Source organism: Thiomicrorhabdus sp. Kp2, from assembly GCF_000478585.1.
Classification (GTDB): Bacteria; Pseudomonadota; Gammaproteobacteria; order Thiomicrospirales; family Thiomicrospiraceae; genus Thiomicrorhabdus.
Window position 1 is genome coordinate 2,712,764 of the sequence record NZ_ARWI01000001.1, and the last position, 12,943, is coordinate 2,725,706.

10 protein-coding genes are annotated in these 12,943 nt (G+C 38.9%); 5 read left to right on the forward strand and 5 right to left on the reverse strand.

Translation table 11 applies throughout. The annotated features are described in order from the left end of the window. Window positions 1–170: 170 nt before the first annotated feature. A complete protein-coding gene (cysS, locus tag A379_RS12410; RefSeq protein ID WP_051145217.1) occupies window positions 171–1,547 on the forward strand; it encodes a cysteine--tRNA ligase in 1,377 nt (458 codons plus the stop codon). Between the two features lie 373 nt (window positions 1,548–1,920). Here cysS and A379_RS12415 read toward each other — a convergent pair whose 3' ends face one another. The 3 genes from A379_RS12415 to gloB form a co-directional block, all read right to left on the reverse strand. Then, the gene (locus A379_RS12415; protein ID WP_051145218.1) at window positions 1,921–4,032 is read right to left on the reverse strand and encodes a transglycosylase SLT domain-containing protein; all 2,112 of its coding nucleotides are present in this window, start codon (window positions 4,030–4,032) and stop codon (window positions 1,921–1,923) included. Window positions 4,033–4,193: 161 nt separating this feature from the next. Further along, complete coding sequence (locus A379_RS12420) at window positions 4,194–6,068, reverse strand: LysM peptidoglycan-binding domain-containing protein (protein WP_081696425.1); 1,875 nt, start codon at window positions 6,066–6,068, stop codon at window positions 4,194–4,196. A gap of 21 nt (window positions 6,069–6,089) precedes the next feature. Beyond that, window positions 6,090–6,866: a hydroxyacylglutathione hydrolase gene (gloB, locus tag A379_RS12425; protein WP_040728416.1), complete on the reverse strand. Its 777-nt coding sequence runs from the start codon at window positions 6,864–6,866 to the stop codon at window positions 6,090–6,092. 77 nt (window positions 6,867–6,943) lie between these two features. Between gloB and A379_RS12430 the strand changes: the two genes are divergently transcribed. Beyond that, complete coding sequence (locus A379_RS12430) at window positions 6,944–7,747, forward strand: methyltransferase domain-containing protein (RefSeq protein WP_051145220.1); 804 nt, start codon at window positions 6,944–6,946, stop codon at window positions 7,745–7,747. A gap of 157 nt (window positions 7,748–7,904) precedes the next feature. After that, window positions 7,905–8,360: a ribonuclease HI gene (gene rnhA / locus A379_RS12435; protein ID WP_040728417.1), complete on the forward strand. Its 456-nt coding sequence runs from the start codon at window positions 7,905–7,907 to the stop codon at window positions 8,358–8,360. 85 nt (window positions 8,361–8,445) lie between these two features. Here rnhA and dnaQ read toward each other — a convergent pair whose 3' ends face one another. After that, window positions 8,446–9,147, reverse strand: a complete 702-nt coding sequence (gene dnaQ, locus A379_RS12440) for a DNA polymerase III subunit epsilon (protein ID WP_040728419.1) — start codon at window positions 9,145–9,147, stop codon at window positions 8,446–8,448. Between the two features lie 86 nt (window positions 9,148–9,233). On the opposite strand from dnaQ, the gene A379_RS12445 reads away from it, so the two are divergent. Then, a complete protein-coding gene (locus A379_RS12445) occupies window positions 9,234–9,659 on the forward strand; it encodes a peptidylprolyl isomerase (protein ID WP_040728420.1) in 426 nt (141 codons plus the stop codon). Window positions 9,660–9,800: 141 nt separating this feature from the next. Here A379_RS12445 and A379_RS12450 read toward each other — a convergent pair whose 3' ends face one another. Beyond that, entirely contained in the window at window positions 9,801–10,493 is a 693-nt protein-coding gene (locus A379_RS12450) for an MBL fold metallo-hydrolase (protein ID WP_040728421.1), read from the reverse strand. Between the two features lie 152 nt (window positions 10,494–10,645). Between A379_RS12450 and hrpA the strand changes: the two genes are divergently transcribed. Beyond that, a partial coding sequence (hrpA, locus tag A379_RS12455; protein ID WP_040728423.1) for an ATP-dependent RNA helicase HrpA occupies window positions 10,646–12,943 on the forward strand: 2,298 nt, incomplete at its 3' end.

Genomic DNA, 12,943 nt, shown 5'->3' on the forward strand with positions numbered 1-12,943 from the left:
AAGACCTAAACAGTTTGCAAACGAATTTTAATGGTTGTGTCACTTTCTTAAGATTCGCTTAAAGATTGGTTGCATCTGCGGTCGCTATTTATTGGCTTTGGGTGTAGAGATTACATTAAGCGTTACACTCTCAATAATCAAATATCTAATGAGCATATGGCAGGAAAATTATGAGCCTACAAATCTATAACACTGAAACTCGCAAAAAAGAGATTTTTACTCCAATTCATCCAGGTAAAGTTGGAATGTATGTGTGTGGAGTCACTGTTTATGATTTGTGTCATATTGGACATGCGCGCGTTATGGTGGTGTTTGATACCGTTGTGCGTCATTTAAGAGCAATTGGCTATGAAGTTAATTACGTTAGAAACATTACCGATATTGATGACAAAATCATAAATCGTGCGCTAGAGAATGGTGAATCCATTCAAGAACTGACAACACGAATGATTAAAGAAATGCATGCCGATGAAGCTGCCATGAATGTCTTAAGGCCTGATATGGAACCAAAGGCGACTGAGCATATGGAAGATATTCGCCATATGATAGGCACTCTAATTGAAAAAGGTTTTGCTTATCCAGCTGCAAATGGCGATGTTTATTTTAAGGTTAAGGCATTTGACTCCTACGGACGCCTTTCTGGAAAAAACATCGACGATCTAGAATCTGGTGCTCGAGTTGATGTTAACGAAGTAAAGCAAGACCCATTAGATTTTGTGCTCTGGAAGGCGTCAAAAGAGAATGAACCTAGTTGGGATTCAGACTGGGGGAAAGGTCGTCCAGGTTGGCATATAGAGTGTTCAGCCATGTCGACAAAATGTTTAGGAAATCATTTTGATATTCATGGTGGCGGAATGGATTTATCTTTCCCACATCACGACAACGAAATTGCACAATCAGAATGTGCAACAGGTGAGCATTACGTTAACACCTGGATGCATTGCGGTTTTGTCAGAATTGATGATGAGAAAATGTCAAAATCGCTCAATAATTTCTTTACCATTCGCGAAGTTTTAAAGGTCTATCATCCTGAAGTCATTCGCTACTTTTTGCTGTCTAGTCACTACCGTAGTCCAGTGAACTATTCAGAGGAAAATTTAAACAGTGCTAAGGCAAGTGTCGGGCGTTTATATTCAGCACTTGAAGGTGTTGAGTTTTCGAGTGATGTACAGCCAACCGCAGACACAACCTTTGAAAGCGAATTTATGGCGGTCATGAATGACGATTTCAATACACCAAAAGCGATTGCCGTCTTATTTGAGTTGGCGAAAGAAATCAATAAAACCAAACAACCAGGCCTGGTAGCTCTATTAATTAAACTTGCAAATCAAATCGGTTTATTAGAAGAAAATGCTGAGAGCTTTTTTAAATCTCAGCCGTCGGATTCAGACTTAACGGATGAAATGATTGCACAATTAATTGAGGAAAGAAAAAGCGCAAGAGCAGAAAAAAACTTTGCTCGTTCAGATGAAATACGTGATTTATTAGCTGATCAAGGAATTGAATTATTAGACAGCGCTGAAGGAACAACTTGGAGAAGAGCATAATTGTACTGAATAAGGGCTGAGTAAAAACGCTTTATTTTACTGGGTTGGCGCTTGTTTTAGGTTTGACATAAATCCCTTAATAAAAATAAGTGTATATAAAACAGTTGCTTAAATGTGCTTATAGATATTGCTTATTCATCAAAAGAGATGCTTATGGTTGACAAGATAAGGAAAGTCTAATATACTTTAGTCATTCATGTTTCTTCATGAGTATCCTCCTCTGATTATTTCTATTGAGATAATGTATTTAAACCCGAGTCGTCCAACTCGGGTTTTTTTTCGTCTAAAGAAAATTTTCTGGGGAGTCTGTGTGTAAGAAAAAGCTGTGTAAATTTAGAGTTTTGAAAAAACTGATGGATGAAAATCCATCTAATTAAGGGTGGTTGGGATCTGTTTTTTCAATCTTCTGTTCTCCTATCGGAGGCATTACATCTTTTAATCGATCGTATTTTTTATTGAGTAAAGATTTAAAAATCGTTGTGTATTCTAATACGGCTTTTACATAAGAACGAGTCTCTGTAAAAGGAATTGAATCAATCCACTGGTCTGCGGGGATTGATCCTTTATCAGGTATCCAAGAGTCCACACGGCTGGGTCCTGCATTGTAAGAGGCCGTAGCTAACACTTTGTGTCCCTTATACTTATCCCTTAAATAGCTTAAATAAGCACTACCTAATTCGATGTTATTTTCGGCTTTTGATAGGTCTCTGTAAGAGACTTTTCGAACTCCGATTTTTTTACCAATGTATTTGGCTGTTTTTGGCATCAATTGCATTAGGCCAACGGCACCCACTGGTGAACGAATATCTTCAGAAAAAGCACTTTCTCGACGCATAATGCCATAAATCCATGCGGGATCAATTTTGTTTTTGTCGGCATTTTGCATAACAGGATCTTTATGCGGTGTTGGAAAACGTAAGTCTAAATCATGCCAATCTTTAGCTTTGGCAAGGCTGCGAATTGACTGGGAATATTGCTCCCATTGATTGGCGAGAACAGCAATCGCTTGAAGCTCATTTCTATCGACTCTTTGTAGTAAATGATACCATTCACGTTTGGCACTTAATGGCCAATCTACCGCCATTAATTCCTGGATGCGCTGTAACTCAGGGTATTTTTTAATTAGGTAGTCAGTGTCTTTAATTTTGACGGGATTCGGGTTGAATTGATAAGGTTTATTAAGTTTATCGGCAGCTAAAAATGCATAGTAGTTTCGCTGTTTAGCAAGTTGGTTGTAGAGTTCATTGGCTTCTTTTGTTTGTTTGGTTGCTTCTAAAGCTCGAGCTTTCCAGTATACCCATTGTTTATTTTTCTGACTCTCAGAAGGCATTAATTCAATGGTTTCTAGCAAGCTTGCCCAGTTTGATTTTTTCAAGGCGACCTGTGCCTGCCATCGTAAAGTGTCTTCACTTTTGGCAGAAGAACCGTTGACTTCATCCAGGTATTGATCGGCTTGTGGCGCATAGCGGTAAGCCGTTCTAAGAGCCACTTTACGTTTTAAAACAGCGTATTGGTCTTTGTTTAGTCCATATTGCTTGTAATATTGATTTAAGCTTTTATTGGCGAGTTCGGGGTCTCTAGAGGCAAGTCTACGAATACCTTGTGTGAAGATACGTTTTTTAATGCTTGGTGAGAGGGTTTTTGGAAGTGGCTGTGAAACCAGTTCAGGTTTTTTATATACCTTCATCCAGTAGCTGAACATCGCTTTATCTTTTGCCGATAAATCATGGCTCAGTTGAATCGCAACCTTTGTTTTGCGTTTGTTTATGGCTAATTCAATACGGTTCCAAAGCATCGCGCCAGTGAGTTTTTTTTGATTGCGTAAAAGCGTGTCTAAAGGTTTACAGGCCGTATTTAATTCAGTGTTGTCTTGCCATATTGGTTTTGCAAGGCTGAGGGCTTTAGAAAGCTGATTTCTATTTGCGAGGGCTTGAATGTGGTAACAGCGTAAACTCAGAGATTTTTGCGGTTTGTAATGATTTAAAAAAGTTGTCCACTTCTTTTTAGTAGCAAGATAGGTTAACCATTTAGTGTAAAGCTTATCACCCAGGTAGTTGTTTTGGTTTTGTGAAATAAACGTTTTGATCTGTTTGGTGGGTGTGGAGCTCATATGCAAGCGGTAATCGTGATAGTTTAAATACACCATTAGAGGGTAGTTTTTAAGCTTTTTTTTGTAGTTAGAAATGGCAGTACGATCATTGCTTTTGATCGCTTCATAGGCGGCTAAGTAATCTTTTTGTGATTCACTCATTACACTCTTATTGGTTTGAGCCTGAACGTCAGTTGCGCTGAATACTGTAAAGCCAAATAAAATAAGAAATAAGGAAAAAAGAGACTGCGTATTTTTTATATAACAAGTCGCTAACGATTGCAGGAGTGGCCTATATAGCATCTTATTTTTGGGATGAGTAATAGGTTGGGGGAGATTGCTGGCAATCAAATTCATATCCATCGTTGGTGTTTGTAAACTTAAAACGTCAGTCATTGAGCTCTAAGCCTTTTATGTACAGTACAGGTTTTAATTTTAATTGTAAATGAGTGCTGTGCGAAATTATTTAAGTTATGTTCCTATTTGTATCAAACAGCAATCAATCAATTGATACAAATAGTTGGCAAGCCTGAAGAGAGGGCATTGAGTTGATTTTGTTAACTCTCTTGTATCTCTTGTTCGCTATCTGGTATGTGAAGTATCTGCCCTGGTTGCAGTAATGTCTTGAGTGACAGTTGATTAAATTTGGCTAAATGTGTCGCTGAAACCTGATTAGCTTTTGCTATATTCCATAAATTGTCGCCATTTTTCACTATATATTTAGTGGTAACTGGGGCAGAATTTTTACTCCAGATAATCAGTTTTTGTCCAGGTTTTAAAATCTGTTTAGTTGAAATGCCATTCCACTTGGCAATCTCTGTGGTTAACACTTTATAACGTTTGGCTAATAGCCATAGGTTTTCACCTGTTTTTAAAGTGTGTTCTATTTTTTGGCTACTATTTTTAGCTGGTTGGCCGTAAATAGCCAGTTTTTGCCCTTGTCTGAGCGTTGATTTTAATGAAAGGTTATTCCATTGCGCAATTTGTTTTGAGCTGGTGTTATATGCTTTTGCCAATTTCCACAGAGAATCACCAGGTCTTACTGTGTGTGTTTGTTTATTGCTTGCCTGCGTTGTCTTTGTTTGAGCTAAATGGGTATGAGGCTTTTTGACGGTTGGCGAAGCCGTTTTACCGTTGCTAGTATCGTTTTTAGCCATCATCAATGTTGTTTGGTTGAGCGGAATAGGAATTAATAAGGTTTTTCCAGCACGAATGTTGGCATTTTTCATGCCGTTAAGTTTCTTAATTGCAATAGAGGATGTTTTGTATTTTTCCGCAATCACACTCAAGCTATCACCCGCTTTAATCTTGTGTCTTTGCCATTGAATATTGAAGAGACTATTATCCGTTTGGAGAGTGTGTTGGAATTTTACGGCACGGTCTGCAGGCAGTAATAGATGATATGGTCCGCTAGGTGGTGTTGCTGGCTGGTGATAGCCTGGATTTAAACTGGCTAAAAGGTTCATTGGAGTATCCGATACCTTGGCAACTTGGTTTAAAGAAACTTGTTTATCCAATGTAAAAATAGAGAAAAAGGGTTGATTGTCTATCGGTTCCAGTTGAACTTGAAAACGGTCAGAATATTCAACAATATGCGCTACAGAAAGCAGCTTTGGAACATAACCCTGGGTCTCTTTTGGGAGGTAGTTTTGAATTTCCCAAAAATTAGGCTGATACTCTTCGATACCAGGTCGCTGTTTATGAGCTTTTCGATATTTACGTTGTGCTTTATAAACATTACCCAGGCCTGCATTATAAGATGCTAGAGCTAGTAGCCAGTCGTTATTGTTGTGTTTATAGAGCTTTTCTAAATAGTCTAGCGCCGCCGTTGTACTTTCAATGACGTCCTTACGGCCGTCGTACCACCAGTTACGATCTAAATCATACAGTTCAGCGGTTCCTGGAATAAATTGCCAAAGTCCAACGGCTCTTTGATGTGAACGCGCGGTAGGTCTAAAACCGCTCTCTACCACGGGTAAAAGCGCCATTTCATAAGGCATGTTACGTTTTTTTACTTCATTTAAAATGTAATATAAATAAGGTTTTGCACGCTCAGAAACACGTTCTAAATGTGTTTTACGGTTGTTGTAAAAGCTTAAAAAATCATCATATTTACCGTAATGTTCATCGGCTAAATCAAACTTAAAACGCATTTCATCCCAAACATTGGTGTAGTGCGTTTGCGTTGCAAGCGTAATATTTAATTTATCAGGTGTTACGTCGGTTTTATTGGATGTTTGTATTTGATTTTTGGTATTGCTGTAAACGTTTTTGTTGCTTACTTGAGGAGTATTTGTAGGGACATTTTGATTGGTTGCACAGCCTGTTAAAAACAGTGAAGTAACCCCTAAGCTCATTAAGGCTAAAGAAAGAATTCTATTGGTGGGTTTAGTTGTCTTTATTTTTGGGTTGTACATATCTTCTCTATTCATAATTATGTCTAGTTATTGTTTTTAATGGGTTCTATCAAACTCGTCTTTCCACGCACGTAATGCTGAGAATAGACTGCTGTTTGACGAACTTGCCCCTCGCTGAATGAGTTTGGCTTGTAACGCTGGGGTATCAAAACGTAAAAATGGATTCGTCTCTTTTTCTTCACCTAAAGTGGATTGTGCCCCTTGGTGAATTGAGGGGTAAATGATGTTGGTTTGTGCAATACGTTTTTGCAAAGCTTGGTTTTCAGGTTCAACTAGTTGTGAAAAAGTTAGATTTGTTTGTGTGTACTCATGCCCACAAAAGAATTGTAAATGATCTGGTAAGCTACGTAACTTAAGAATTGACTCACTGAATTGTTCAGCCGTTCCACCTAAAATTCGACCACAACCTGCAGTAAATAAAGTATCGCCACAGAAGAGTAGCTCATCGTTATAAAAGGCAATATGATCTTTGGTGTGGCCTGGAATCTCCAAAACTTTAAACTCTAAATCTTTATTGAGCTTGAGCGTATCACCCTCTTTACAAGCAATTTGAATTGCAGGGTGTTTAATTTTTTTAGGGCCATAAACGATCGTTTGAGGTGCAAACTCTAATAATGTATCAATGCCATCAATATGGTCGAAATGTTGATGGGTAATTAAAATACCTTTAAGCGTAAGGTGGTTTTCGGTGAGGTAATCAATAACTTGTTTTGATTCACCTGGATCAACTACCCAGGCCTGGTAATTATCATGGATAATCCAAATATAATTGTCATAAGTGCCAACAAGTGCGGGTAAGCCAACGATATTCATATAAGATGTAAAAACCAATTGTTATAATTGTCACTCATTCTACCAAAAGTCAGATGAAAAATACTGGGAAAACTACCATGAATCAAGGATTTCAGCAGTTTTTAAAAAACTGGTTTTCGACTTCACCTGGTCGGGTGACCTATGAGCAAGAAAAGCGCTTACTGGATGAGGCTTTAAAAAATCTATTTGGCTATTTTTTGGTTCAGCTTGGTTGTGTTTCAAAAGGGAGTTTATTAGAAAACAGCCGTATTAAGTCCAAAATTTTGGTTGATGAAGTGATTCCTCATGTTTTAAGAAAAGACTCGTTACATTGGGTACAGGCCGAGCTTGATTTTTTGCCAATAGGGCGGGAAAAAGCGGATGTGGTTGTGTTGCCACACACTTTAGAAACGGTTGATGATCCTTACTATCTTTTGAGACAAGTCGATAATATGTTATTGCCCGAAGGGCATATTGTGATTACAGGTTTTAATCGCATAGCCTGTATGCCATTTAGACTGAAATACTTCTCAAAGTTAAAAGGGTTTAACGAGGCAAACTATCGGCGAGTAGGGCGTTTAAAAGAGTGGTTAGAAGTGTTGGGTTATGAGGTCAAAACCGTAAAATACAGCTCGGTTATGTGTTTTGCAGCCAATGAAAAATACAAGTCATGGGCAAAATTTATTGAAAAGGTTGAACAGGCTCTATTACGAATTGGGTTAAATTTTGGCAATGTGTACTGTTTGGTTGCTAAAAAACACATTGATTCACCAACATTAGTTGGCCTGAAATGGCATCTACCAAAATGGCAGGGGGTTAGAAATGGCGCTGTCGCCTCTTCACGTTCAAGTCGATTAAAAAGCAGGATCGTCACCAAAAAGAGACTGAAACAGAACACCTAATTTTGTTGCATGATTTTTGGTTTATGTAAAAAATGGAGCGAGTGAATCACCTCTAAAATAAGTTACCAGGCCTGCTCATTTCTTAATAAACGTTTCTTAAAGTAAACGTTAAAAACAGTAATAAAGTCATTCAAAACTGAGATTTTAAAGAAGCATTATGTCTGAGCATTACCCTAAAATTGTCTTTGCCTATACCGATGGCGGTTGTCGTGGAAATCCTGGTCCAGGAGGCTGGGGAGCGCTCTTAAAGTATGGTGTTCACCATAAAGAGTTAAAAGGTTATCAGGACAATACCACCAATAATCAAATGGAACTCATGGCAGCTATTCAAGCTTTTGAAGTGCTTGTTAGGCCAAGTGTTGTGCATATTACAACGGATTCGCAGTACGTTAAAAATGGCGTCACTAAATGGATGCAAGGTTGGAAGCAAAAAGGTTGGAAAACCGCCTCTAATCAACCTGTCAAAAACAAAGAACTTTGGTTGAGATTAGATGCTGCTTTGCAAAATCATACGGTTGAGTGGTTTTGGGTTAAAGGACATTCAGGTCACCCTGAAAATGAAAGGGTTGATGAGTTAGCGAATTTAGCAATAGATGAATTGCTTGGGCTTTAAAAGAGATTTGTAGGCTAGCTCGGTATTTGTATTTGAGTACGAGTTGTTCAATAAAGTTTTATTGTTAGAAGTGAACGAAACTTCATTACCAAACGATGGTTTCGTCACTTTTTTTAGAGATTTCTGCTAACTTTTTCTCGTGCAGTAAAATCTCTGCATCACTCGCCTTAATTATTTTTAACGGTGGTCTATCGCTACGAATGCGAACTTGGATATCTTCATTATTGGCGTTTTCTTGGCTATCAGCATTCAGTGTTAAGGCGGTTTGTCCCCCCGTCATTGCCAAATAAACATCGGCTAATATTTCAGAATCGAGTAAAGCTCCGTGAAGAGTACGGTTAGAGTTATCGATATACAGGCGTTTACATAATGCATCTAACGAGTTTCGTTGCCCTGGATAGGTCTTGCGCGCCATTTTGAGTGAGTCAGTTATCACACAATGGTCTTCAATTTTGCCCCATTTATTGTCAGGCAATAAGGAAAGCTCATGGTTAATGAACCCTACATCGAAGGGGGCGTTGTGAATAATCAGTTCGGCTCCTGCAACATATTCCATAAAAGCATCAGCAACCTTAGCAAAAACGGGTTTATCTTTTAGAAACTCATCTGTAATGCCGTGAACCTCAATGGCTTCTTGTGGAACTGAGCGTTCTGGAAAGATATATTGATGGTAGTTGCTATTGGTTAAGCGGCGTTTTACCATCTCAACCGCACCAATCTCAATAATTCTATCGCCATTATGCGGTTCAAAACCCGTTGTTTCAGTATCTAAGATTATCTGGCGCATTTCAGTTCTCTTTACGGTAAAATATTGCCCATCATTTTAAACAAAATTTACAGTTAAATTATATAAAGTTCGCAAAAGGTTGAATTATGAGAATTAAAAAGGGCAGTCGCGTTACATTTCATTACGAGTTACGTGATGATAAAGGTAATATTTTAGATTCGACATTTGACTCAGAGCCTGTGATTTACATTCAAGGTGAAGGTGAAATTATTGAAGGTTTGGAAGAGTTTATGGAAGGTGAAGAACCTGGGTTTGCGGCTAAAGTAACTATTCCACCAGAAAAAGCTTATGGTGTAACTAATGAAGATTTAATTGTTTTTGCAGGGCCTGAAAACTTTGATGATAATGTTGAAATTGAAGTGGGTTCATCGGTAGAAACAGAAGACCCTGAAGGTGAAACCATTACATTCCGCATTATAGAAGTGACAGAAGATAAGGTTTATTTGGACGGTAACCACCCACTAGCCGATAAAACATTGGATTATAAAGTTGAAGTTTTAGAAGTTCACTAAGGTTAACTTTTACACTCGAAGCCAGCTTAAATGCCAGTGTGTATTAAAAATAGATAAACAATAAAAAACCCAATTAACAAAATGTTTAATTGGGTTTTTTAGTTTCTACTTAACGCTGATTGCTTAGCGTTTAAGTTAGATTTAGTTATCTAAGTTTCCGCACTTTAAGTTACCTGGTACAGAGATATCAATTCGTTTTGGATTAGGTAAGTTTAAGTTATCCATAATGGTTGAGAAGTCTTGGAACGGCTTGTTATTACCAACACGGCTGTTGTACTGCTTCTCTTCACCAATAGTACTCTGAGTAAAGCCTTTGTAGTCATGCGCAGGAAAAACTTGTGTATCTTCAGGCAAGTTAAATAATTTTTCAGTCAATGAGTGGTACATATCTTCATTGCTTCCCAATTGAAAGTCAGTACGACCACAATCACGCACCAATAAAGTATCACCAGTAAAAGCAGCACCCTCAATTAAGTAGGTGCTGTCATTATTGGTATGACCAGGTGTATACAAAACTTTAATCTCTTGTTCACCGAGTTTGAAAACATCACCATCTTCAGAAAGAATGTCGGCACACTCTGAGCCAGAGTTTTTGTGTACCACAATTTTACCTTGGGTACGTTTACGAATTGGGCCAGCCCCTGTTATGTGGTCGGCATGAATATGCGTTTCTAGAAGATATTTTACATTTAAGCCAAGCTCTTCAATATGTTGCATGTCTCTATCAACTTGTTCTAGAACGGAATCAATCACAGCGGCTTCTTTGGTTGCTTCATCCCACAATAAATAGGTATAAGTCCATGTGTCGTAATCAAATAATTGGCGAATTTTCATGATGCAAATCCTTTTGTTGGTTGAATGAAAGCAAACGGTATTGATAAATGTATTTGCTATAATACAGGTTTTCAAAATGCCTTTATAGTCACAGAAGTGCGTAAAGAATATAAAGTGTATATAAAATATTAATTCGGTTATTATCTATAGTTATGACTAGCTCGTCAACCTCCAATATTTCTGCTCAAAACCTCAAGCGTGCCATTGCTCGTTGCATGATTAAAGACCGTTACCTTTTGCTAAAAGGGTTAGAAAAATCGGTTTTTCGCAATCTTACTGAACAAGAATTGCTCAATAACCAGGCCTGGTTAACTTGGAATGAAAAACTCCAAAATTCCTTATTAAAGGCTGAATCTCGTCAGAAAATGGCGCCAACTATTGAATACGATGATGCCTTGCCTGTTGCCAGTAAAAAAGATGAACTGGTTGATCTGATTAAAAATAATCAGGTGGTAGTCATTGCTGGGGAAACGGGTTCGGGTAAAACCACTCAAATTCCTAAAATCTGTTTAGAGGCGGGTTTAGGTGTGCACGGTAAAATTGGTTGTACCCAGCCTAGACGTTTAGCCGCTCGAAGTGTGGCGGAGCGTATCTCTGAAGAGCTTGGTTCATCGCTTGGACAGCTTGTTGGTTATCAGGTGCGCTTTTTAGACCAGGTGCATGAAACCAGTTTAATTAAAGTGATGACAGACGGTATTTTATTGGCCGAAGTGCAAAACGACCGTTATTTAAGTCAGTATGAAGCGATTATTATTGATGAGGCGCATGAGCGTAGTATCAATATTGATTTTTTACTGGGTATTTTGAAACAGCTTTTACCTAAGCGCCCAGATTTAAAAGTCATTATTACCTCGGCTACCATCGATACTCAACGTTTTGCAGGGCACTTTACCATTAACGGGCAGCGCCCACCTGTGGTGGAGGTGTCGGGCAGAACTTACCCTGTTGAACTGCGTTACCGACCTTTATCGGTCTATACCGATGATGCAGGCAATGAAATTGAACAAGATATGGTTACGGGAATTATTGATGCGGTAGACGAATTAGCGCATGAAGACCCGTTTGGCGATGTATTGGTATTTCAGGTAGGTGAACGTGATATTAAAGAGACCGCCGAAGCATTACGTAAACACCAGTTAAAAAATACCGAGATTGTGCCGCTTTATGCGCGCTTATCAATGAGTGACCAGCAAAAGGTCTTTCAAACCTCACAAAAACGCCGCATTATTCTGAGTACCAATGTGGCTGAAACCTCACTGACGGTACCTGGCATTAAATATGTGATTGACCCAGGCCTGGTAAGAATCAGTCGTTACAGTGTGAGAAACAAAGTACAACGTCTGCCAATCGAAAAAATCTCCCAAGCCTCAGCCAATCAGCGAAAAGGGCGCTGCGGTCGTGTTAGCGATGGTATCTGTATTCGTTTGTATGCCGAAGATGACTTTAAAGCTCGTCCAGAATTTACCGACCCAGAAATACATAGAACCTCTTTGTCGTCGGTTATTTTGACCATGACCCAATTGAAGTTGGGCGCGGTGAATCGTTTTCCATTTATTGAAGCGCCAAGTGATAAATCGATTAACGATGGTTTTAGACAGTTGCATGAGTTAGGTGCTTTAGATGAACAACGCCGTTTAACCGAACAAGGTCGCCAAATCGCACGCTTACCGATTGACCCAAGCGTGGCAAAAATGGTGATTGAGGCTGAGAAAAATGGCGTGTTGCATGAGGTGCTGATTATTGCCGCTGTTCTTAGTATTCAAGATCCACGTGATATCAATGAAACCACTATGCAGGCGGCTCGCACTGCCCATAAGCGATTTGAAGATGAACGTTCTGATTTTCTGTTTTTCTTAAATTTATGGCGTTTTTATGAACACCAGCGTCGTCATTTAACCCAAAACAAACTACGTAAACTGTGTAAAACCAATTTTCTTTCTTATATGCGTATGAAGGAGTGGCATGAACTCACTTTGCAACTTGAGCAAAGTCTAAAGCGTATTGGAATGAAAATCGGTGATTTACATCTCTATGAAGAAGTTCGCAGCCGCACACCTCATGGCGAGCAAAAAACCAATCAAGAGTGCGAAGTAAAAGAGCGTTTAAGTGATATGCACAGTATGGCTGTGCATCGCTCTTTGTTAGCAGGCCTGTTAGGAAATGTGGCCACCAAAGACGATGAAAAATCGTACTTGGGTGCTCGTAACACCAAACTATTTATTCATCCAAGTTCTACCTTGTTTAAACGCAAACCTAAATGGATACTCTCGGCTGAGCTGGTTGAAACTACCAAGCTCTACGCCAGAACCAATGCCAATATTGATGTACGCTGGATAGAAGGTTTAGCCAAACACCTCATTAAACACAGTTACAGTGACCCGCATTGGCAAAAAAAAGCGGGGCAGGTTGGTGCTTATGAATCGATTACTTTATACGGTTTGCCAATTGTT

Bases quoted from the DNA above. Each gene is read 5' to 3' on its own strand.
- cysS (WP_051145217.1), top strand. From the start codon at position 171: ATGAGCCTACAAATCTATAACACTGAAACTCGCAAAAAAGAGATTTTT.
- A379_RS12415 (WP_051145218.1), bottom strand. From the start codon at position 4,032: ATGACTGACGTTTTAAGTTTACAAACACCAACGATGGATATGAATTTG.
- A379_RS12420 (WP_081696425.1), bottom strand. From the start codon at position 6,068: ATGAATAGAGAAGATATGTACAACCCAAAAATAAAGACAACTAAACCC.
- gloB (WP_040728416.1), bottom strand. From the start codon at position 6,866: ATGAATATCGTTGGCTTACCCGCACTTGTTGGCACTTATGACAATTAT.
- A379_RS12430 (WP_051145220.1), top strand. From the start codon at position 6,944: ATGAATCAAGGATTTCAGCAGTTTTTAAAAAACTGGTTTTCGACTTCA.
- rnhA (WP_040728417.1), top strand. From the start codon at position 7,905: ATGTCTGAGCATTACCCTAAAATTGTCTTTGCCTATACCGATGGCGGT.
- dnaQ (WP_040728419.1), bottom strand. From the start codon at position 9,147: ATGCGCCAGATAATCTTAGATACTGAAACAACGGGTTTTGAACCGCAT.
- A379_RS12445 (WP_040728420.1), top strand. From the start codon at position 9,234: ATGAGAATTAAAAAGGGCAGTCGCGTTACATTTCATTACGAGTTACGT.
- A379_RS12450 (WP_040728421.1), bottom strand. From the start codon at position 10,493: ATGAAAATTCGCCAATTATTTGATTACGACACATGGACTTATACCTAT.